Origin of the sequence: Streptomyces sp. NBC_00316, assembly GCF_036158715.1 — a bacterium.
Lineage (GTDB): Bacteria > Actinomycetota > Actinomycetes > Streptomycetales > Streptomycetaceae > Streptomyces.
On the sequence record NZ_CP108023.1, the window covers coordinates 5,239,324 to 5,260,200 of the forward strand.

18 protein-coding genes and 1 pseudogene are annotated in these 20,877 nt (G+C 69.9%); 9 read left to right on the forward strand and 10 right to left on the reverse strand.

Going from position 1 to position 20,877, the window contains the following annotated elements; translation table 11 throughout:
• Positions 1–32: 32 nt before the first annotated feature.
• The 3 genes from OG878_RS23395 to OG878_RS23405 form a co-directional block, all read right to left on the reverse strand.
• Positions 33–794, reverse strand: a complete 762-nt coding sequence (locus tag OG878_RS23395; protein WP_328888586.1) for a DUF6227 family protein — start codon at positions 792–794, stop codon at positions 33–35.
• Between the two features lie 217 nt (positions 795–1,011).
• A complete protein-coding gene (locus OG878_RS23400) occupies positions 1,012–2,118 on the reverse strand; it encodes a P1 family peptidase (RefSeq protein WP_328888587.1) in 1,107 nt (368 codons plus the stop codon).
• A gap of 10 nt (positions 2,119–2,128) precedes the next feature.
• The gene (locus OG878_RS23405) at positions 2,129–3,310 is read right to left on the reverse strand and encodes a low temperature requirement protein A (protein WP_328888588.1); all 1,182 of its coding nucleotides are present in this window, start codon (positions 3,308–3,310) and stop codon (positions 2,129–2,131) included.
• Between the two features lie 188 nt (positions 3,311–3,498).
• On the opposite strand from OG878_RS23405, the gene OG878_RS23410 reads away from it, so the two are divergent.
• The 6 genes from OG878_RS23410 to OG878_RS23435 are packed head-to-tail and all read left to right on the forward strand — an operon-like array spanning position 3,499 to position 8,884.
• Positions 3,499–4,611: an MFS transporter gene (locus OG878_RS23410; RefSeq protein ID WP_443049153.1), complete on the forward strand. Its 1,113-nt coding sequence runs from the start codon at positions 3,499–3,501 to the stop codon at positions 4,609–4,611.
• Positions 4,608–6,932: a molybdopterin oxidoreductase family protein gene (locus OG878_RS23415; protein WP_328888589.1), complete on the forward strand. Its 2,325-nt coding sequence runs from the start codon at positions 4,608–4,610 to the stop codon at positions 6,930–6,932. The genes OG878_RS23410 and OG878_RS23415 overlap by 4 nt, the downstream gene beginning before the upstream one ends.
• A gap of 7 nt (positions 6,933–6,939) precedes the next feature.
• The gene (locus OG878_RS23420; RefSeq protein WP_328888590.1) at positions 6,940–7,542 is read left to right on the forward strand and encodes a 4Fe-4S dicluster domain-containing protein; all 603 of its coding nucleotides are present in this window, start codon (positions 6,940–6,942) and stop codon (positions 7,540–7,542) included.
• Complete coding sequence (locus OG878_RS23425) at positions 7,539–8,261, forward strand: Rieske (2Fe-2S) protein (RefSeq protein ID WP_328888591.1); 723 nt, start codon at positions 7,539–7,541, stop codon at positions 8,259–8,261. The genes OG878_RS23420 and OG878_RS23425 overlap by 4 nt, the downstream gene beginning before the upstream one ends.
• Positions 8,258–8,644 carry a hypothetical protein gene (locus tag OG878_RS23430; protein WP_328888592.1) on the forward strand — a complete coding sequence of 129 codons (387 nt, stop codon included), beginning with the start codon at positions 8,258–8,260 and terminating at the stop codon, positions 8,642–8,644. The genes OG878_RS23425 and OG878_RS23430 overlap by 4 nt, the downstream gene beginning before the upstream one ends.
• 21 nt (positions 8,645–8,665) lie before the next feature.
• Positions 8,666–8,884: a hypothetical protein gene (locus OG878_RS23435; protein ID WP_328888593.1), complete on the forward strand. Its 219-nt coding sequence runs from the start codon at positions 8,666–8,668 to the stop codon at positions 8,882–8,884.
• A 1-nt stretch (position 8,885) separates the two neighbouring features.
• On the opposite strand, the pseudogene OG878_RS23440 reads toward OG878_RS23435, so the two are convergent.
• From OG878_RS23440 to OG878_RS23465, 6 genes and pseudogenes are all read right to left on the reverse strand, one after another.
• Positions 8,886–9,371 (reverse strand): annotated as a pseudogene (locus tag OG878_RS23440) (large conductance mechanosensitive channel protein MscL).
• A gap of 168 nt (positions 9,372–9,539) precedes the next feature.
• On the reverse strand, positions 9,540–9,941 hold the full coding sequence (locus OG878_RS23445; RefSeq protein ID WP_328888594.1) for a hypothetical protein: 402 nt from the start codon (positions 9,939–9,941) through the stop codon (positions 9,540–9,542).
• 492 nt (positions 9,942–10,433) lie between these two features.
• Complete coding sequence (locus OG878_RS23450; protein ID WP_328888595.1) at positions 10,434–11,267, reverse strand: S-methyl-5'-thioadenosine phosphorylase; 834 nt, start codon at positions 11,265–11,267, stop codon at positions 10,434–10,436.
• A gap of 92 nt (positions 11,268–11,359) precedes the next feature.
• Entirely contained in the window at positions 11,360–11,704 is a 345-nt protein-coding gene (locus tag OG878_RS23455) for an FmdB family zinc ribbon protein (protein WP_328888596.1), read from the reverse strand.
• Between the two features lie 66 nt (positions 11,705–11,770).
• Entirely contained in the window at positions 11,771–13,066 is a 1,296-nt protein-coding gene (locus OG878_RS23460; protein ID WP_328888597.1) for an MFS transporter, read from the reverse strand.
• A gap of 290 nt (positions 13,067–13,356) precedes the next feature.
• Positions 13,357–14,907 (reverse strand): potassium/proton antiporter, encoded by a 1,551-nt coding sequence (locus tag OG878_RS23465; RefSeq protein WP_328891346.1) that lies wholly within the window; start codon positions 14,905–14,907, stop codon positions 13,357–13,359.
• 216 nt (positions 14,908–15,123) lie between these two features.
• Between OG878_RS23465 and OG878_RS23470 the strand changes: the two genes are divergently transcribed.
• Positions 15,124–17,877: a penicillin acylase family protein gene (locus OG878_RS23470; RefSeq protein WP_328888598.1), complete on the forward strand. Its 2,754-nt coding sequence runs from the start codon at positions 15,124–15,126 to the stop codon at positions 17,875–17,877.
• Positions 17,878–17,946: 69 nt separating this feature from the next.
• Here OG878_RS23470 and OG878_RS23475 read toward each other — a convergent pair whose 3' ends face one another.
• The gene (locus OG878_RS23475) at positions 17,947–18,528 is read right to left on the reverse strand and encodes a 5-formyltetrahydrofolate cyclo-ligase (RefSeq protein ID WP_328888599.1); all 582 of its coding nucleotides are present in this window, start codon (positions 18,526–18,528) and stop codon (positions 17,947–17,949) included.
• A gap of 106 nt (positions 18,529–18,634) precedes the next feature.
• Between OG878_RS23475 and galU the strand changes: the two genes are divergently transcribed.
• Both galU and glp read left to right on the forward strand, forming a co-directional pair.
• Entirely contained in the window at positions 18,635–19,537 is a 903-nt protein-coding gene (gene galU, locus OG878_RS23480; RefSeq protein WP_328888600.1) for a UTP--glucose-1-phosphate uridylyltransferase GalU, read from the forward strand.
• A gap of 4 nt (positions 19,538–19,541) precedes the next feature.
• Positions 19,542–20,852 carry a molybdotransferase-like divisome protein Glp gene (gene glp, locus OG878_RS23485; RefSeq protein ID WP_328888601.1) on the forward strand — a complete coding sequence of 437 codons (1,311 nt, stop codon included), beginning with the start codon at positions 19,542–19,544 and terminating at the stop codon, positions 20,850–20,852.
• The last annotated feature ends 25 nt before the right edge of the window (positions 20,853–20,877 follow it).

Consider the following 20,877-nt stretch of genomic DNA (forward strand, 5'->3'; position numbering starts at 1 on the left):
GCACTTTCGCGTGCGGCGGGCTCGGCCGCCGGTCAGCATATGCGCGTACGGTTCTCCATCGCCTCGCGCGCCGCCTGCTCGTCCCCGTACACCTCGCACATGTGGCGGCCGTCCGGCGTCGCGGTGTGCTCGACCTCCCACAGGCTCGTCTCGCTGCCGTCGAGAAGCAGGAACGCGTGCTCGTAGAGCGTGAATCCGGCGTCCCGCCCGTCGACCCGGCACTGCCGGCCGAAGATCTGGGTGATGTGGTGGGCGAAGGCGGTCCGCAGCAGGCGCGCGGTCTCCTCGCCCGGCACGTCACCGTTCTCTGCGCGGCGCAGTACGCGGCGGGCGTGGTCCGCGGAGTTGTCCGGCGCGTACATGCGGGGCAGCGGGGCCGGCGGCGCGGCCATCAGGACCGTGAGGGTCTCCAGATCCGCCTGCGTGCCTTCCTCACCGAACACCGGCATGTCGTGGAAGCTGCCGGCCAGCCGGGCGGCGGCGACATGGGCGTCGGCCTCGTCGTCGTACAGCTCGTGGTGCTGGAGGGTGGGCCGCGTCCGGAACCTGGGATCCGCCGCGCCGCCGTGGACCAGCTCCCACAGGGTCAGGGTCGAGCCGTCGGCCAGCAGAAACGTATGCCGGTAGGTCTCGCGGTGCAGTACGGAGCTGTGGTGCGAGGAGTGCAGGGAGCTGCTGTGTGCCAGTGCCGTGCCGAGCCGGTCGACCGTGCTGTCGGGCAGCTCGAAGGAGTTGAGTGCCCGTCGCAGGAGTCGCTCGAGGTGCTGCTCGGTTGTCTCGTACGGATCGCTCAAGATTCTGTCTCCAGGCCGTCGCCGCGTGTGACGTGATGCGTGCTAAACGTAGTCCCTGGGTCCGACATCGTGACCGGGGTTCTGGAAAACGTACGACGCGCGCCGATGGTTCCTGGCGTTTCGTCCGAACTTCCTTGTGGGGACGGTGAGTCGGCGTGTGCGGGTTCCGAGTCCGGTCCGGGCGGTCAGGCCGGACCGGCGTACCGGGGCGGGTGGGTCAGCGGGTTCCGTAGAGATCGCCGTACGAGGGGTACGTGCCCGCACCGGGCCGGCGGATGTCGACGCCCTGCGCCGCCCGTACGGCCTTCACGACGGCGCGGGTCAGGACGTCCGCGCCGGCCGCCAGGAGCTCGTTCAGCGCGGCCGGGCCCTCCGGTGCCAGTGGCCGCTCGCCTGTGGCCAGCGCGAAGACCGTGTCTCCGTCGGTCAGCAGATGCACGGGACGCACCGCGCGCGCCAGCCCGTCGTGCGCCGTCCCCGCGAGCTTCTGGGCCTGCGCCCGGGTGAGCTCCGCGTCCGTCCCGACGACGGCGAGGGTGGTGTTGAACGAGGGGCCTGCGCTCGCGTCCCGTGCTTCGGCCAGTCTGCGCACGGCGGTTCCGTGAGCCTGCGCCGTGGGGTACACGGGCGGTTCGTCGGCGCCGTACTCCCCGAACAGCACCCCGGTCACCGGGTCGATCACCGAACCCGCCGCGTTCACCACGACCAGCACGCCGACCGTGATCCCGGACGGCAGCCGCATGCTTGCCGTGCCCACGCCGCCCTTGATTCCGCCGGCGACCGCTCCCGTACCTGCGCCCACTCCGCCCTCGTCGACCGGGGCCCCCGGCTCCGTGTCCGCCGCCGCCTCGACGGCGGCGCGGCCGGTCGAGGCGTCCGGCCGGGCCCGCCAGTCGCCGCCCCGGCCCAGGTCGAAGATGCATGCGGCCGGAACCACCGGCACCACCTGTGACGGCTCGGGGCCGACGCGCACGCCCCGGCCCTGTTCCTCGAGCCAGGCCATCACGCCCGACGCCGCGTCCAGTCCGTACGCGCTGCCGCCCGTCAGGACGACGGCGTCGACGCGCTGCACCAGATTGCGGGGGTCGAGCGCGTCCGTCTCCCGGGTGCCCGGGCCGCCACCCCGTACGTCTACGGCGGCGACCGCACCGCCCTCGGGGGCGAGGACGACGGTCGTGCCGCTCAGCGCGCCGTCGCCCGGCACCCGCGCATGACCGACCCGCAGCCCGGCGACATCCGTCAGCGCGTCCCGCCCGGCCGCGGGGAGGGCGGTCGGCGGCTGCGCACCCTGTGCCTGGCCCTGCCCGGTGTGCTGTCCGGCCATCGTGTGCTCCTCACGCGTGGGTCGGCGGAACGGAGGTGGAAGTCGGTCCGTCCGGCGCCGGGCGCCGCGACAGCACCTCTCCGGCCGCCACGGCCGCGGCCGCCACCAGGCCTGCCGCGAAGACCGCATACTCCCCGGCGAAGGTACAGGCCAGGATGGTCACCGCGGCCAGGGGCAGGGGCAGTTGCTCCGCGAGGTCGCGCTTGAAGTGGCGGGCGTGCAGCAGCCAGACCGTCAGCAGAAAGATTGCCGAGGGGACGGTCACGGCGGCCGAGGCGGCCGCCGTCGACACATGGGCCTTTCCGGTGACCTCCTCCACCGCGACCTCGATGCCCGCGCCGATCGCGGCGGCCGAAGCGAAGATCGCGTAGTGGCCGTATCCCCAGATGAACGACTGCCTGCTGCCCCGGAGATAGTTGTGGATCGGCACGGCGAAGTAGATCCACCAGCCGGAGAAGACGATCAGCAGTCCGCCCGCGGTGACGGGCAGCAGTTCGCCCAGCGCCTCGTGCTCATCGACCGACTCCTGGACGGCGACCGTTGCCGCGGCGATCGTCTCGCCGAGCACGATGATGGTGAACAGGCCGTACCGTTCGCCGATGTGGTGCGGATGCCAGCTCGTCCCGCGTTCGCGCTCGGCGACGGCCGGAACCGACAACTCACACAGGGCGAGCACCACGTAGACCGCGGTACGGGTGTCGGTGGGCACGAACAGTATGCCGATCCAGCCCAGTTGGGCCAGAGCGATCCCGGTGGCGTACCGCTGCGCGACCCTGCGCTCCGCGCCCTCGGAACAGTGGGCCACCCGCAGCCACTGGCTCGTGAGGGCGAGCCGCATCACCACATAGCCGATGACGCCGAGCGTCCAGTCCCCGTTGTCGAAGGCGCGCGGCACCCCGGCGGCGAAGATGAGCACACCGGTGATCTGGACGAACGTGACCAGGCGGTAGAGCGTGTCGTCGGTGTCGTACGCGGAGGCGAACCAGGAGAAGTTCACCCAGGCCCACCAGATCCCGAAGAACACGGCCAGATAGCCGGCGATTCCGGTGCCGGGGTGTCCCTCGGCGAGGGCATGCACGAGGCGACCGCCTGCCTGGGCGACGGCCACGACGAAGCACAGGTCGAAGAAGAGTTCCAGCGGGGTCGAGGTGCGGTGTTTCTCGGTGCGGCTGCGGGCAGTCATCCGGGGCATGGACCCCAGCACAGCAGACCACTCGAATGCTCAGTGGCGGGACGCGCAGGCATACAGGGACAGCGTCCTGGTCGAGGTTCTGCACCGAGGACCGTCACGCTCCCGGACACCGTGCTGTCGAGTGACGGACTCACCCCGCCGCGCATCAAAACAGGGCGAATCACCCCATACGCTCCTACGGTGGCCGGGTGACCGAGCCCCCAGAAGCCCCAGACGCACCGGGCCGGGCCGCGGCAGCACCCGTCCCACCCGCGGGCGGTCCCCGCACCGGCGCCGTCCGATCCGTCACCGTGCGCGCGACCGCGGTCGGCGTCATCGTCTCCGTCCTGCTGATCCTCGCGATCGTCTTCGGCAGCCGCTTTCTGGAGAACTTCGACTCGGCCCTCCTCCCGTATGCGGTCGCCACGGTCTTCCTCGCCTTCGGCGTCGCCTACCGCTACACGGTCTGGGTCTCCGCCCCCGGCGCCCGGCGTCTGTTCGACCAGGGCCGGCGGAGCTTCTTCTCCATGACCAACTTCCGCAACGCCCCCACCGCCCTGCCGAAGATGATCGCCACCTATCTGGGCTTCCAGAAGTTCCTCGGCGCCCGCTCCCACGCCCGCTGGGCCGCTCACCAGCTGATCTTCTGGGGCTGCATCCTCGCCGCCCTGATCACCTTCCCGCTCACCTGGGGCTGGTTCACCTTCACCTCAGGCACCGGCTCGGGTCCCGGCTACGAGATGCGCATCTGGGGCTTCAAAGTCATCGGATTCGGTGCGCTGAACGTCGTCGGCCGGCTGATGTTCCACGGTCTGGACATCGCCGCCGTGCTCGTCATCCCCGGCGCCTGCTACTTCCTGTGGCGCCGGATGAAGGACCGCGGCGCCATCACCGGCCAGCGCTTCGCCTACGACCTGGTACCGCTGATCGCCCTGATCGTCATCTCCGTGACCGGGCTGCTGCTCACCTTCTCGTCGATCTTCCTGCACGGCGGCGGCTACGAGTTCCTGGCGATCTTCCACATGGTGTCGGTGGTCTTCACCCTCATCTACATCCCGTTCGGGAAGTTCTTCCACATCGTCCAGCGCCCGGCCGCGGTCGGCATGCAGCTGTTCAAGTACACCGCCCGGCAGGACCAGCAGATCTTCAGCTGCCGCCGCTGCGAGGAACCCATCGACACGGGGCCGTACGTCGAGAACCTGCGCGGGACCATGCGCGACCTCAGCCTCGACTTCGACGAGTGGGCCGAGTACTGCCCGCGCTGCAAGCGGGTCCTGCGTGGCAGTGCCTACCTCTCCCGTGTGAAGAAGGGCTTCAAGTGACCGCGGATCCACGAGCCGGCGCCTCAGGTGCGGCTGTCCCGCTCGACCCTTCGCTCGCCCCGCCCGGCACCCGGGCCTTCCGGGACGCGGGCGGCATCCCAGCCGACCGGTGGCACGCCGACCAGAACGGCGAGACCCTCGTCCCCACCCACTGCTGCTTCTGCGGCGTCCAGTGCGGGATGTATCTGCGCGTCGACCGCGGCGGAAAGGTCTTCGGCGTCGAACCCCGCAACCACGACATCAACCGGATGCGGCTGTGCCCCAAGGGCATCAACGCGTATCAGCAGGTCAACCACCCCGACCGGCTCACCGCCCCGCTGATGCGCCGCTCCCGTGACGAGGAGTTCCACGAGGTCTCCTGGGACGAGGCGCTCGACTTCACGGTCTCCGAGATCAAGCGCATCCAGCAGGCCTACGGCAACGACGCCTTCGGGCTCCTCGGTGGCGCCAGCCTGTTCTCCGAGAAGACGTATCTGGTCGGCAAATTCGCCCGGGTCGCCCTCAAGTCCCGGCATGTCGACTACAACGGCCGCCTCTGCATGGTCAGCGCCGCGGGCGCCAACAAGCTCGCCTTCGGCATCGACCGGGCCGGCAACCCGTTCTCCGACATCCTGCTCACCGACTGCCTGCTGATCGCGGGCTCCAACGTCGGCGAATGCTTCCCCGTGATGACCCAGTACGTGTGGGGAGCCCGGGACCGCGGCGCCGTCCTGATCGTCGTCGACCCGCGCGAGACCGCGATCGCCCGAACCGCCGACATCCACGTCGCCCTCAAGCCGGGCACCGATTCGGCGTTCTTCACCTCCGTGCTGAACGTGGTCATCGAGGAGGGCCTCACCGACGAGACCTATCTCGCCGCCCACACCACCGGCTGGGACGAGGTCAAGGCCAAGGCCGCCGAGTACCCGCCGTCCCGCGCCGCCGAGATCTGCGACATCCCCACCGAGCAGATCGTCCAGGTCGCCCGCGCCTTCGCCCGCGCCCCCAAGGCCATGGCCTGGCACGCCCGTGGCATCGAGCACCACTCGCAGGGCGTCGAGAACTGCCTCTCCGTGATCAACCTCTGCGCCGCCACCGGCCACATCGGCAAGCCCGGTGCCGGCTACGGCACCATCACCGGCCAGGGCAACGGGCAGGGCGGCCGTGAGCACGGTCAGAAGTCCGACCTCCTCCCCGGCGGCCGCTCGATCATGAACGAGGAGCACCGGAGGCAGATCTGCGAGATCTGGGGCATCGAGGAGTCCGAACTCCCGCCTGCCGGCACCTCGATGATGGAAATGGTCTGGCAGATGCAGCGCCGCGAGATCCGCGGTCTGATCGGCATCTGCAACAACCCCTTCGTCTCGCTGCCCAACTACACAGTGGTCAAGGAGGGGTACGACGCCACAGAATTCCATGCCCAATTCGACTTCTTCCTTTCCGAGACCGCTGCCAACGCACATGTCGTCTTCCCCGTCACCACCTGGGCCGAGGACGAAGGGGTGATGGCCAACGCCGAGGCCCGCGTCGTCAAGCACAACAAGGCCCAGGACCCGCCTGCCGGGGTACGGACCGACACCTGGGTGATGTGCGAACTCGCCCGGAGGCTCGGCTCCGGCGACAAATTCGCGTTCGCCGACTCGCGCGCCGTCTTCGACGAGCTGCGGATCGCCTCCGCCGGGACCGTCAACGACTACTACGGCATCACCTACGAACGGCTGGAGGAGACCGGCGGCATCGCCTGGCCCTGCCCTTCCACCGACCACCCCGGCACCCCCCGGCTCTTCGAGGACGGCCGGACCTACCACCCCGACGGCAAGATCCATATGCAGGTCGTCGACTGGCACCTGCCGATGGACCCGTACGACGACGAGCACCCCATGTCGCTCACCACCGGCCGCACCGTCGCCCACTTCCTCTCCGGCAACCAGACCCGTCGCCTGGGCGGCCTCGTCGAACAGACCCCGCGTCCCTGGGCCGAGATCCACCCCTCCCACGGCTTCCGCAACGGCGAACCGGTCCGTGTCGTCACCCGGCGCGGCAGCGAGGTCTTCCCCGCCCTCGTCACCGAGGCGATCCGCCCCGACACCGTCTTCATCCCGTACCACTGGCCGATCCCCACCGCTGCCAACGCACTCACCATCGACGCCCTCGACCCACGCTCCAAGATCCCCGAATACAAGGTGTGCGCCTGCCGCATCGAGCACGCCGAAGCGATCGACGAGGTCCCCGCGCCTCCCGTCGCACCCGGCCACGTCGCCTATCCGGCGGCCCAGGTCTCCCGCACCGACCCCCTGCCGCCCACGTCCCCGCAGGGCCGTGGCACATCGGAGAGGGGCTGAGACCCGGATGATGGGAAGAACGATCTTCATCGACCCCGGGCGCTGCATCGGCTGCCAGGCGTGTGTCTCCGCCTGCCGGGAGTGCGACTCGCACCGCGGCAAATCGATGATCCACCTCGACTACACCGACGAAGGCCACTCCGTCGCCTCCCTTCCCACGGTCTGCATGCACTGCGAGGACCCGGTAGCACCGTGCGCCGAGGTCTGCCCGGCCGACGCGATCCTGGTCACGGCCGACGGCGTGGTGCAGCAGGCCGACACCACCCGCTGCATCGGCTGCGCCAACTGCGTCAACGCCTGCCCCTTCGGCGTCCCGAAGATCGACCTCCAGGCGAAGCTGCAGATGAAGTGCAACCTCTGCTACGACCGCACCGCCTACGGTCTCGCCCCCATGTGCGCCACCGTCTGCCCGACCGGGGCGCTGTTCTACGGAACGGCGGAGGAACTCCAGGCCGAGCGGCCCGGTGTCCAGGTCGCCGACACCTTCACCTTCGGCGAGACCGAGGTCCGTACCGGCGTGGCGATGGTCGTCCCCGCCGACAAGGTCCAGTGGCCTGTGCCCGGCGGTCTTCCCATCGTCGAGGTCAACGGGGAGGACGCCCGCCGATGAGCGTCACCGAGCAGCCACCGGCCGGGGACCGGCGTCCCGGCGGGGATCCGCGTGAAGCCCTCCACGACCGGATCGCCGCCGACTCCCTCACCACCCGGCGGGACTACCTCCGGATCGTCGCCACCGTCTCCGGCGGACTCGCCGTCGGCAGCCTCGGTGTGGCCGGCGGAATGCTCCCGCGCCACGGGGAACCCGATGACAGCAAGGCCCCCGCGCCGAGAAGGATCGCCGGCCGGCTCCTGCCCGGCGAGTCCATCGCCTTCAGCTACCCCGACGAGGAGGACAGTGCGGTCGCCGTCCGGCTGGACGACGGCACCCTCGTGGGCTACTCCGCGATCTGCACCCATCTCGCCTGCGCGGTGCTCTGGCGCAAGGACCGCGGTGCGGAAGGAGAGCTCTACTGCCCCTGCCACGAAGGTGTCTTCGATGCCCGCACCGGAGAAGTCACCGCCGGACCCCCGCCCCGTCCACTGCCCAAGGTGGTGCTCACGGAGGAGACCGACGGCAGTGTCTGGGCCGTCGGCACCACCCGCTCCGGCGAGAGCATCGAGCAGGGCCTGTGCCGCCAGATCAGCTCCGAGCGCCCGGACCTCGCCTCCCGGATCGGCTGTCCCTCGGTCCGGGACGGCGGTGGGCAGGCGCCCCCCGCGCAGACTCCCGGTGCGCAGGCGCACCCTACCGGGGCAACCGAAGCCGAGACCTCCGGAGGGCGGACATGAGCGGCGCCCAGCAGCCCACAGGTCCGGAGCAGGGGGCCTACCCGGAGTACCACCCGGGCAGCGCCCGGCCGGAGCTGAACCGTCCCGTCCGTGAGCGCTATCCGCAGCTCCGCTCCACCAGTGGCTACGGCGACCCCCGGGTCCGCCACACCGGTCCGGGCCCGGGAGCGGGTACCGACCAGGAACCCGAGCGTTCCTCGAAACTGACGGCCCGGCTGGCCCTGGCCATGACCGTCGTCATCGGCCAGCTCTGGGGTCTGACCGTCGTCGTCGACGAGTGGATGGAGGGCAACACCGGAACGGCCTGGTGGGGTACGGGCTTCCTCTGTCTGTCGTTCCTGGTCGTCCTGGGGCTCTGGATGCTCGACCCGAAGGATCGCTGACCGCCGCCGTACCCTGGTGGTATGAGCACCGCCCCCGCCCCTGGACCGCGCGATTCGAAGCCCACGCAGCCGACACGGCCGGAACAGAGGAAACCCAAGCCGGCTCTGATCTTCGACGATCCGCTGGACCAGCAGTCCGCGGACGATACGGACCGGGCGTGGGGTGAGCGGGCTCCGGCCGGCGGCAGCGCTGCCGACCTCGCGCGCTTCCTCGACGAGAAGCCCCCCCACCACATCTGAGCTACTCGTCGTGGCCGCGGCCCGGGTCCTGGCCGCGGCCCTCGTCCGCCGAACTGCTGCGCTGCGAGACCAGCGCATCGCGGATCTCCTTCAGCACCTCCAGCTCGCTCACTTCCAGCGTCTCCTGCACGCCCGCCTCGGCAGCCTGCATCGCCGCTCGCCTGGCGAGGTACTTGGCCATCGGCAGCACCATCAGGAAGTAGACGACGGCCGCAGTGATCACGAAGCTGAGCGTGGCGCTGAGCACCGAACCTCAGAGGATCCGGATGCCCTCGGTCGCCTCGCCCGTCCTGGGGTCCGTGACGCAGGGGCCCTTGAGGCAGGAGCTGCAGCTCGCCAGATCCTTGGTGCCGAACGCACCGACGAGTGGATTGATGACGCCCTTGACGATCGCGTTCACGATGTTGGTGAACGCGGCGCCGATGACGACCGCGATCGCCAGGTCGATGACATTGCCGCGCAACAGGAAGGCCTTGAAGCCCTCCATCAGACTGACCTTCTTCTTCTCGGTCACGAGTGAGTCTTCCTCCGCATGTGCCGTGGGGGGAGCGAACTGCTCCGCAACCTACGGCAGTACGCGGTGGAACCACCCGATCTGCACCTTCGGGCCGGTGACGTGACAGCTCATCAGTGCGAACAGGGCGGTGCGTCCGGTTCAGCACAGCGTCACCGCCAGGCGGGCCGAGATTCCCGCGCCGGCCAGGGACACGGCCGTGTTCCGGGGCACGGACAGCACGACCAGCGCGCCGCCCTCCGTAGAACCATCGGCGGCCGTCCGCGGCACCGCCGCCACCGCGGCTCCTTTGGCCACCACCCTGGCGTCGGCCCCGGGCCCCTCGCCTGCGATCACATCGACGCGATCGCCCGGCCGCAACAGCCGCACCGTCGCCGCATCCGCGATCCGGACCGGCGCGGACACCAGCTGAACCGGCCGCCGCTCATCGTCCGGCGCCGCCCCGGCAGCCCCGGACGAGCCTCGTGCGCCTGCCGCGCCGCTACCGCCACTGAGTCCGGTCGCGGCCAGCGCCGCAGCGGTCAGCGCCAGGCCGGCCGCCATCGCGCGGCGCTGCCGCCACACCGCCCGCCGCAATCGACGCCCGCCACACCCGCGCACGCGCAGTGGTGCGAACGCGGGCACCCCGCACGGTGGGGGCGCAGACATCGGCGGACCGGGGACCGCCGGGCGTACATCGGGCGAAAAGGCCGAAGCGGCGGACATCGAGAAGGCCGAGGCGGCGGATGGGGAAGGGGACGAGCGAGCGGACGGGGAAGCGTGCGGAGAAACGGGGAACATGGCCGGCACCACCTGCCGTGACGGAGCGTGGAGTGAGGAGTGAGAAGCCAAGGCCCTCAGTCCGACGGAGTTCGGATGAACTCCCACGTCCCTCACGATCCACCGTCCGCGGGATTCCTGCCGGGCCCTGTGGACAGCCCGCCTGCTGTGGACAACTCCGTCACCCGCATGTGCCTCCGCCCCGCGCCGCAAGGGCCGGAGCCGTCACCCGCACGTGCCCCGGCCCCGCGCCGCAAGGGCCGGAGCCGACATCCGCTACGGCAGTTCGATCCCCGTCTCGATCCCGTCCAGCACGTGTGCACAAGGACAGGTGCGGTCCCCCACCGCGGGCAGCGCCGTCACCGCTTCGAACAGCACCGACCGCAGCCGGTCCACATTGGCGGCGAACACCTTCAGCACCTCTCCGTGGGAGACGCCCTCGCCCGCCTCGGCGCCCGCGTCCAGGTCCGTCACGAGCGTCATCGTCGTGTAGCAGAGCCCCAGCTCACGGGCGAGCACGGCCTCGGGATGCCCGGTCATCCCGACGACCGACCAGCCCATCGCTGCATGCCAGCGGGACTCGGCCCGGGTCGAGAAGCGCGGCCCCTCGACGACCACCAGCGTTCCGCCGTCGACCGCCTCCCACCCCTTGCCGCGGGCCGCGGCGAGCGCCACCTTGCGCCCCTCGGGGCAGTACGGATCGGCGAAGCCCAGGTGCAACACGTTCGGTGCCACCCCGTCCGCCCGGGTCTCCCCGTCGTAATACGTCTGTGTGCGGGCCTTGGTGCGGTCCACCATCTGGTCCGGCACGAGCAGCGTCCCCGGTCCGTACTCGGGGCGCAGTCCGCCGACCGCGCACGGGCCGAGCACCTGACGGACACCCACGGAGCGCAGGGCCCACAGGTTGGCGCGGTAGTTGATGCGGTGCGGCGGTACATGATGGCCCCGGCCGTGGCGGGGGAGGAAGGCGACCCGGCGGCCGCCGATCTCACCGAGGAAGAGGGAGTCGCTCGGCTGTCCGTACGGGGTGTCCACGCGGACCTCGGTGACATCCTCCAGGAAGGAGTAGAAGCCCGAGCCGCCGATGACACCGATCTCTGCGTTCACCATGTGATCACAGTAGCGGGGCCCGAAAACGCCGAGGGCCCCACCGATCGGATCGGCAGGGCCCTCGGACGAAGTGCGAAGCGGGGTACTCCGGCTCAGGCGGCCGACGTACCGCTCGACGCCGACGCGGAGGACGACGACGAGGAAGAGGAAGAAGCTGCGGGCGCAGGCGTGGACGACTTCGAGTCCGACCCCGTCGACGAAGACGAAGCGGAACCGGATGCCTTCGCGGACGACGACGCCGGCGAGCTGCTCGACGAGGAGCCGCGGCTGTCGTTCCGGTAGAAACCGGAACCCTTGAAGACAATGCCGACCGCCGAGAACACCTTCTTCAGGCGTCCCTCGCAGCTCGGGCACACGGTCAGGGCATCATCGGTGAACTTCTGCACCGCCTCGAGGCCCTCGCCGCACTCGGTGCACTGGTACTGATAGGTCGGCACTTGATCCTCCTGGCACTCTGACTCTATGAGTGCTAACGACGCTCCATACTGACCTATTCCGCTGGATCAGTCCACCGTGACCGGCTCTCGGTGACCGATACCACGTGCCACGGTCCGTCCGGAGGCCTTCCCCGATGCCCTCGGTGTCAGCCGCGAACGCAGGGTCACCAGGGTCACCAGCGCCAGTACGGTCCCCACCAGCGGCACCACGAATCCGGTGCTCGCCCCGTGGGCGTCCGCGAGCTGTCCGGCGACCGTCACCGCTGCCGCCTGGCCGAGCGCGACCGCGCCTGTCAGCCAGGTGAACGCCTCGGTCCGCGCCGACGCCGGAACGAGCGCTTCGACGAGCGTGTATCCGCTGATCAGCGCAGGTGCGATGGAGAGTCCGACGAGCAGGCCGAGCCCGGCCAGCAGGGGCACGGAGTGCACGGCCCACAGCCCGGAGGCGGTCAGCGTCAGCGCCGCGTACCCGGCGATCAGCCTGCGCCGCGGGCCGCTCTTCCAGGCGATGGCACCGCAGGCGATGCCGGCCAGCATGTTGCCGGCCGCGAAGATCCCGTACAGCAGGCCGTTCGCGCCGGGCCGGCCGATCTCCTCGGCGAACGCGGTCAGCGAGACCTGCATGCCGCCGAAGACGGCGCCGATCCCGAGGAAGGCCACCGCGAGCACCCGTACGCCCGCCACGGACAGGGCGGAGGTGTGCCGTTCGGAGGCGATGGACGTGGTGGCGCGGACCGTGGGCTGGGTGCGGTGCTGCGCCGCGAAGAGCAGGCCGCCGGCCAGCGTCAGCGCGGCCTCCGCGATCAGTCCGGCCGCCGGATGCACTCCGGTGCAGAGGGCGGTGGCGAGGACGGGTCCGATGACGAAGGTGAGCTCGTCCGTCACCGATTCGAAGGCGGCGGCGGTCGGCATCAGGGGCGAGGCCTTCCGGCCCGGTGCCGCGCCCAGCAGGGCCGCCCAGCGGGCCCGCACCATCGGGCCGATCTGCGGGACGGACGCACCCGTCGGCACGGCGGCCAGGAACAACAGCCACAGCGGTGCCTCCGCCAGGGCGAGTGCAGTCAGCGCCGAAACGGACGCCGCGTGCACGAGAACGCCCGGCAGCAGGACGGCGCGCTGGCCGATGCGGTCGGCGAGCTTGCCGCTCTGCGGTGCGAACAGCGCCATGGAGACACCGGTGACGGCCGCGACGGCGCCCGCGCTGCCGTACGAACCGGTGGTGTGCTGCACCAGCAGCACGATGCCGATGGTCAGCATCGCGAAGGGCTGCCGTGCGGTGAAGCCCGGAAGAAGGAAGGTCCACGCACCGGGGGTGCGCAGCAGCCGCCCGTAACCGGGGCGGTCGGAGACCGTGGACGCCACGGTCCATGCCTTTCTGCCGCCTGGTAGCCGTGCTCCCGTCGTCGGTCCGCACCTGTGGGCGCCGGCCGTGGACGGGAGCTGCCGAGAGCTGTCCTCTTCGCGCGGAACTGCGGTAGATGCCGGGCGCTCGCAGCAGAGGCGGAGGACGCCACGACCGCCATACGGTCGCGCCAGCTCTGCGTCAGGCAGAGTTGGTCGATCCGGCGTTGACCGGACCTATCGATCTTTGTCGATCACGTTTCCTTCATGCTACAGGGCAGGATCCGGTGCGTGCCTGTGATTGTGTGCCGTCAGATCTTCTCGGCCTCGGATCGGTGGTGCGTCCTTGTCCTGCCGATTCCATCGGTGCCGCCGTCGGTCCCCAGCCACCCGGCCAGCTTGCCGCCCTCGCCGACCGCCCGCAGCCGTGCCTCGGCCGCGTCGCGCACCGGATCGGTCGCGACGACCAGCAGTTCGTCGCCGCGGCGCAGCGTCGTCGACGGTCCGGGTACGAAGCTCTTCCCGTCCCGGACGACGAGGGTGACCGCGGCTCCGGCGGGCAGCCGCAGTTCGGCGATCTCCACGCCGTGCATCTTCGACTTCCCGGGGATCGCCACCGACAGCAGATGTCCGCGGAGCCGTTCCAGCGGCGCCGACTCGATGCCCAGGTCGGTCGCCTCGGACGGATCCTCGGCGATCTTCAGGGCCTTGGCCAGCCAGGGCAGGGTCGGCCCCTGAATCAGCGTGTAGACGACAACGAGCACGAAGACGATGTTGAAGACGTGGGCGGAGCCCTCGATCCCGGACACCATGGGAATGGTGGCCAGGATGATGGGTACGGCGCCGCGCAGCCCCGCCCATGACATGAAGGTCTTCTCCTGCCAGGACATCCGGAACGGGATGAGCGAGATGAAGACCTCCATCGGGCGCGCGACCACCGTCAGCACCAGACCCACGATCACCGCGGCCCAGAAGTCCTCGAGCAGGTTGTGCGGGGCGACCAGCAGTCCGAGCAGGACGAACATGCCGATCTGGGCCAGCCAGCCGAGCCCGTCGGCGAAGCCGCGGGTGGCGGGCCAGTGGGGCAGTTTGGCGTTGCCGAGGATCATCGCCGCCAGATAGACGGCAAGGAAGCCGCTGCCGTGGAGCATGGCGCCCGCCGCGTACGCGGACACGGCGATCGCCATCACCGCGATCGGGTAGAGACCGGACGCGGGCAGGGCCACATGCCGCAGCCCGTACGAGCCGAGCCAGCCGACGGCGACACCGACGGCCGCGCCGATCGCCAGTTCCAGGGCGATCTCGCCGACCAGTACGTACCAGCTGTCCACCGGCCCCCTGGTCGAGAAGGCCACCACCAGGATCACCACGGGGGCGTCGTTGAAGCCGGACTCGGCCTCCAGGACACCGGTGATCCGGGCCGGCAGCGGCACCTTGCGCAGCACGGAGAAGACCGCGGCGGCGTCGGTCGACGAGACGACCGCGCCGATGATCAGTGACTGCCGCCAGTCCAGGCCGACCAGATAGTGCGCCCCGGCCGCGGTGACGCCGACGCTCACCGCGACGCCGACGACCGAGAGCATGGCGGCGGCGGGCAGCGCCGGTCTGATCTCTTTCCACTTCGTGCCCAGGCCGCCCTCGGCCAGGATCACGACGAGAGCGGCGTAGCCGAACACCTGGGTGAGCTCGGCGTTGTCGAACTTGACGTGGAAGATCCCGTCCTGCCCCATGGCGATCCCGATGCCGAGATACAGGAGCAGGCTGGGGAGGCCGCTGCGGGACGAGACGCGTACCGCCGCCACGGCGACGAGCAGGACGATCGAGCAGACGAGCAGGAGTTCGTTGAGCGCGTGGACAGTCAGTGGCTGTTCCTTCCCTGCGTACGCCTGCCGGATCGTCCTCCGGCGGCCGGTACTTCGTTACCTTACCTAATCTTTAACGTTTCCTTGACGCGGTCGAGTGCTCGTGCGATCGCTCGTCAATTCGATGCATCCCTGTACCGCGTCGGACTCGCTTCGGTGCTGCGCCTATGGTTGCTCCTGCACTCCCAGGACCACCCTGCCCCTCGAAGGACAGCGATGCCCGCCAACACAACCGCCTCTTCCGGCTCTTCCGGCTCCGCCGGCGAGAAGACCGGCAAGAAGAAGGGGCGACGTGCCCGCCTGATCGTGATCGTCCTGGTGCTGGCGCTTGTCGCGGGTATCGGTTACGGCGCGTTCTGGTCCGTAGCTACCGTGCGGGCCTCGTACCCGCAGACGAACGGGTCGGTCAAGATCGACGGCCTCTCCGGGAACGTCGACGTCAAACGCGACAGCTATGGAATTCCGCAGATCTATGCGGACTCCGACGCCGACCTGTTCCGCGCCCAGGGCTTCGTCCAGGCCCAGGACCGCTTCTGGGAGATGGACGTCCGTCGCCACATGACGGCCGGCCGGCTCTCCGAGATGTTCGGCTCCGGCCAGGTCGACACGGACGCCTTCCTGCGCACGCTGGGCTGGCGCAAGATCGCGCAGGAGGAGTACGACACCGTCCTGTCCGCGGACACCAAGAAGAACCTCCAGGCGTACGCGGACGGGGTGAACGCCTACCTCAAGGGGCGCGACGGCAAGGACATCTCCGTCGAGTACGCCGCGCTCGGCCTGACCAACGACTACAAGCCGACCGAGTGGACCCCGGTCGACTCGGTCGCCTGGCTGAAGGCGATGGCCTGGGACCTGCGCGGCAACATGCAGGACGAGATCGACCGCTCGCTGATGACCAGCAGGCTCAGCAAGAAGCAGATCGCGGACCTGTACCCCGCGTACCCGTACGACAAGCACAGGCCGATCGTCGGCCAGGGGGCGATCTCGCCGGTCACCGGCGTGTTCGACCCGACGGCGACGCCGTCCACCGGCGTCGGTTCGAGCACGGTGCAGGGCGCCACCGAGGGCCTGAACACCCAGCTCTCCTCGCTCTCCGACACCCTCGACGAGATCCCCGCGCTGCTCGGCCCGAACGGCAACGGCATCGGGTCCAACTCCTGGGTCGTCTCCGGTACCCACACCACCACCGGCAAGCCGCTGCTCGCCAACGACCCGCACCTGGCGCCGCAGCTGCCGTCGCTCTGGTACCAGATGGGGCTGCATTGCCGGCAGCTCTCGGCGACCTGCCGGTACGACACCGCCGGCTACACCTTCTCCGGCATGCCCGGCGTGATAATCGGTCACAACCAGGACATCGCCTGGGGCTTCACCAACCTCGGCGCGGACGTCACCGACCTCTTCCTGGAGAAGGTCTCCGGCGACGGCTACCAGTACGACGGCAAGGTGAAGCCCTTCGTCACGCGTAAGGAGACCATCAAGGTCGCGGGCGGTGCCAGCCGCCACATCACGGTGCGCGAGACGAACAACGGGCCGCTGGTCTCCGACCGCAGCGGTGAACTGGAGAAGGTCGGCCAGAAGGCCCCCGTCACCAACTCCGCTCCGGACCGGGCCGACGGTTACGCGGTCGCCCTGAAGTGGACCGCGCTGCAGCCCGGCCACTCCATGGACGCCGTCTTCGAGCTGAACCAGGCCAAGGACTTCAAGACCTTCCGGGCCGCCGCCAGGCATTTCGAGGTCCCCTCGCAGAACCTCATCTATGCGGACACCAAGGGCAATATCGGCTACCAGGCGCCCGGCACGATCCCGGTCCGCAGGACGGGAGACGGCACGATGCCCAGCCCCGGCTGGACGTCGGAGTACGGCTGGCGGAAGGACCCGATCCCGTTCGACGAGCTGCCGTACGAGTACAACCCGAAGCGCGGCTACATCGTCACCGCCAACCAGGCCGTCATCGACGAGAAGAAGTACCCCCACCTGCTCACCAAGGACTGGGGCTACGGCACCCGCAGCCAGCGGATCAACGACCTCATCGAGTCGAAGATCAAGGGCGGCGGGAAGATCTCGACCGACGACATGCAGAAGATGCAGATGGACAACACCAGCGAGATCGCCGCGCTGCTGGTGCCCGAGCTGATGAAGATCAACGTCTCCGACAAGAGCGTCCGTGAGGCACAGAAGCTCCTGGAGGGCTGGGACTACACCCAGGAGCCCGACTCGGCGGCCGCCGCGTACTTCAACGCGGTCTGGCGCAACATCCTCAAGCTGGCCTTCGGCGACAAGCTGCCCAAGGAGCTGCGGGTCGAGGGCGAGTGCCTCACCGTGCTCCCGGCCGACAGCACGGGCCCGGTCGACGAGCAGGACAAGCCGGTGCGCGAATGCGGCCAGCGCGACACGGACTCGGCGCAGCCGGACGGCGGCGATCGCTGGTACCAGGTGGTCGCGAGCATCATGGACGACGAGAACAACGACTGGTGGAAGGCGCCGAAGAACCGCAAGGACACGGCGACCGGGAACCGTGACGAGCTCTTCGCCCGCGCCATGAAGGACGCCCGCTGGGAGCTGACCGCCAAGCTCGGCAAGGACATCACCACCTGGAGCTGGGGCCGGCTGCACCAGCTGACCCTGAAGAACCAGACCCTCGGTACCGAAGGTCCCGATCTGCTCCAGCGGGCGCTCAACCGCGGCCCGTGGAACCTGGGCGGCGGCGAGGCCGCGGTCAACGCCACGGGCTGGAACGCCGCGGGCGGCTACGAGGTCATCTGGGTCCCGTCGATGCGGATGGTCGTCAACGTGGGGGACTGGGACAAGTCCCGCTGGATCAACCTCACCGGCGCCTCCGGGCACGCGTTCAGCGCGCACTACACGGATCAGACCGATCTGTGGGCCAACGGCGATCTGCTCGACTGGTCCTTCGGGACGAATGCCGTGGCCGAGGCGACGAAGGACACGTTGACGCTCAAGCCGTCCTGACGGGGCGGGGCGGCACAACCGCGGCGGGCCGGCACCAGGGTGCCGGGCCCGACGCGGTCCGGGCCGGACTCAGACGGTGAAGCGCCGCGCTCCGGCCGGTGTCACCACGGCGTCCACGGGGTGGTCGTGCGGTTCCACGGGAACCTGCGCGACCACCTCGTTGTCGTAGAGCAGGACGATCAGGGCCGGATGCGCCCCGGCCGCCGCGAGCCGGGCCAGCACCCGGTCGTACGAACCGCCGCCGCGGCCGAGCCGCATCCCGCGCCCGTCCACCGCGAGCCCCGGCAGCAGGACCACGTCAGCGTCGAGGACGACGGCCGGCCCGAGCCGCGGACCGTCCGGTTCCAGCAGCCCGCGTCCTGCCCGCGCAAGGCGGCCGGCACCTTCGTAGGAGGCCCAGTCGAGATCGTTGTCCGGGAGGAGCACCGGCAGCAGCACCCGTACGCCCCGCGCGCGCAGTGCGTCCAGCAGCGCACGGGTCCCCGGCTCGCTCCCCACCGAGACGTACGCGGCGACGGTGCGGGCCCCGGTCAGCTCCGGGAGGTCCATCGCCCCACGGGCCAGCACCACCCCGGTGCTTTCCACGTCGTCCCCGCTCAGGAGCGATCGCCCGGCAAGCAGCTCACGCCGGAGAGCGGCCTTTGCGGACATGTCGGTATTCAACGGGCACCCATGAGTCTCTCGTATGTACATATAGAAGTACAAAGTTAACCGGAGTCTAATCTTCACCCCAAAGGCACGGGCTATCGTTACGCGCATGACTCAGTCGCACCCCAGGATCAGCAAGGCCGTCATCCCGGCCGCAGGCCTCGGTACCCGCTTCCTGCCGGCCACCAAAGCCACTCCCAAAGAGATGCTGCCTGTCGTCGACAAGCCTGCGATCCAGTACGTCGTCGAGGAGGCGGTGGCAGCCGGCCTCTCCGACGTACTCATGATCACCGGACGCAACAAGCGCCCGCTCGAGGACCACTTCGACCGCAACTACGAACTGGAGTCGGCACTCACCCGCAAGGGAGACGCCGACCGGCTCCGGAAGGTCCAGGAGTCGAGCGACCTCGCCACCATGCACTACGTCCGCCAGGGCGACCCGCGCGGCCTCGGCCACGCCGTGCTGTGCGCCGCCCCGCACGTCGGCGACCAGCCGTTCGCGGTGCTCCTCGGCGACGACCTGATCGACCCGCGCGACCCGCTGCTCGCCCGCATGGTCGAGGTCCAGGAGCGCGAGGGCGGCAGCGTCATCGCGCTGATGGAGGTCGAGCCGGAACAGATCCACCTGTACGGCTGTGCGGCGGTCGACACCACCGTCGACGGTGACGTCGTCAAGATCACCGGCCTGGTCGAGAAGCCCGATCCGGCGGACGCGCCCAGCAACCTCGCCATCATCGGCCGCTATGTCCTCGACCCCGCCGTCTTCGAGATACTGCGCAGGACCGAGCCGGGCCGCGGCGGCGAGATCCAGCTCACCGACGCCCTGCAACTGCTCGCCGAGGACGAGAAGGTCGGCGGCCCCGTGCACGGTGTCGTGTTCAAGGGCCGTCGCTATGACACCGGCGACCGCGGCGATTACCTCCGCGCCATTGTCAGACTCGCGTGCGAACGTGAAGACCTGGGCCCGGACTTCCGCGCCTGGCTCCGCAGTTACGTCACCGAGGAGATGTAGCACTTTGAGCAGCACGATCTGGTCGGTGGACGAGCACCTGGACGACATCCTCGCCGCGGTACGGCCGCTCGATCCCATCGAGCTGCAACTGCCCGAGGCCCAGGGCTGTGTCCTCGTCGAGGACGTCATGGTGGAGATCGCCCTACCGCCCTTCGACAACAGCTCGATGGACGGTTACGCGGTCCGCATCGCCGATGTCGAGGGCGCCAGCGAGGAGTTCCCCGCGGTGCTCACCGTCATCGGTGACGTCGCTGCCGGCAGCGACGGACTCTCCGACGACCAGACCGTCGGCCCCGGTGAGGCCGCCCGCATCATGACCGGCGCCCCGCTGCCGGCCGGTGCGGAGGCCGTCGTGCCGGTCGAATGGACCGACGGCGGTACGGGGGGCGGCCCGGCGGACACCATGCGCGCCCACAGCGACGCCCCGCAGGATGCGGGCGGCGAGGTCCGCGTCCACCGCCCCGTCGCGGCCCGTGCCCATGTGCGGGCCCGCGGCAGCGATGTGCAGCCCGGCGATCTGGCCCTGCGGGCCGGTTCGGTCATCGGGCCGCCGCAGATCGGGCTGCTCGCCGCGATCGGCCGCTCCACCGTGAAGGTGCGGCCCCGGCCGCGCGTCGTCGTCATCTCCACCGGCAGCGAATTGGTGCAGCCCGGCGAGGAGCTGACCGGCGGCCGGATCTACGACTCGAACAGTTTCGCGCTGACGGCCGCCGCGCGTGACGCCGGAGCCATCTCCTACCGGGTCGGTGCCGTCGCGGACGACGCCGATACGCTCCGCGCCACGATCGAGGACCAGTTGATCCGCGCCGACATCGTCGTCACCACGGGAGGTGTCAGCGTCGGCGCGTACGACGTGGTCAAGGAGGCCCTGTCCTCCGTCGGCGACGAGGACGAGCCGGGCAGCGGCATCGACTTCCGCAAGCTCGCCATGCAGCCGGGCAAGCCGCAGGGCTTCGGCTCGATCGGCCCCGAGCACACGCCGCTGCTGGCGCTGCCGGGCAACCCCGTCTCGTCGTACGTCTCGTTCGAGCTTTTCGTGCGGCCCGCGATCCGCAAGCTGATGGGCCTGGAAGAGCTGAACCGCCCGAGGGTCCGGGCCACCCTGAAGACCGACAAGGCCCTCACCTCGCCGGCCGGCAGGCGCCAGTTCCTGCGCGGCACGTACGACGCAGAGGAGGGCACCGTCACGCCCGTCGGCGGCTCCGGGTCCCATCTGATCGCCGCCCTTGCCCAGGCGGACGCGCTGATCGTGCTGCCCGAGGACGTCACCTCCGCGGAGTCGGGCGCGGTCACCGAGGTGATCCTGCTCCGCTGAACGCGAGCCGGTGGCGGTACGGTGT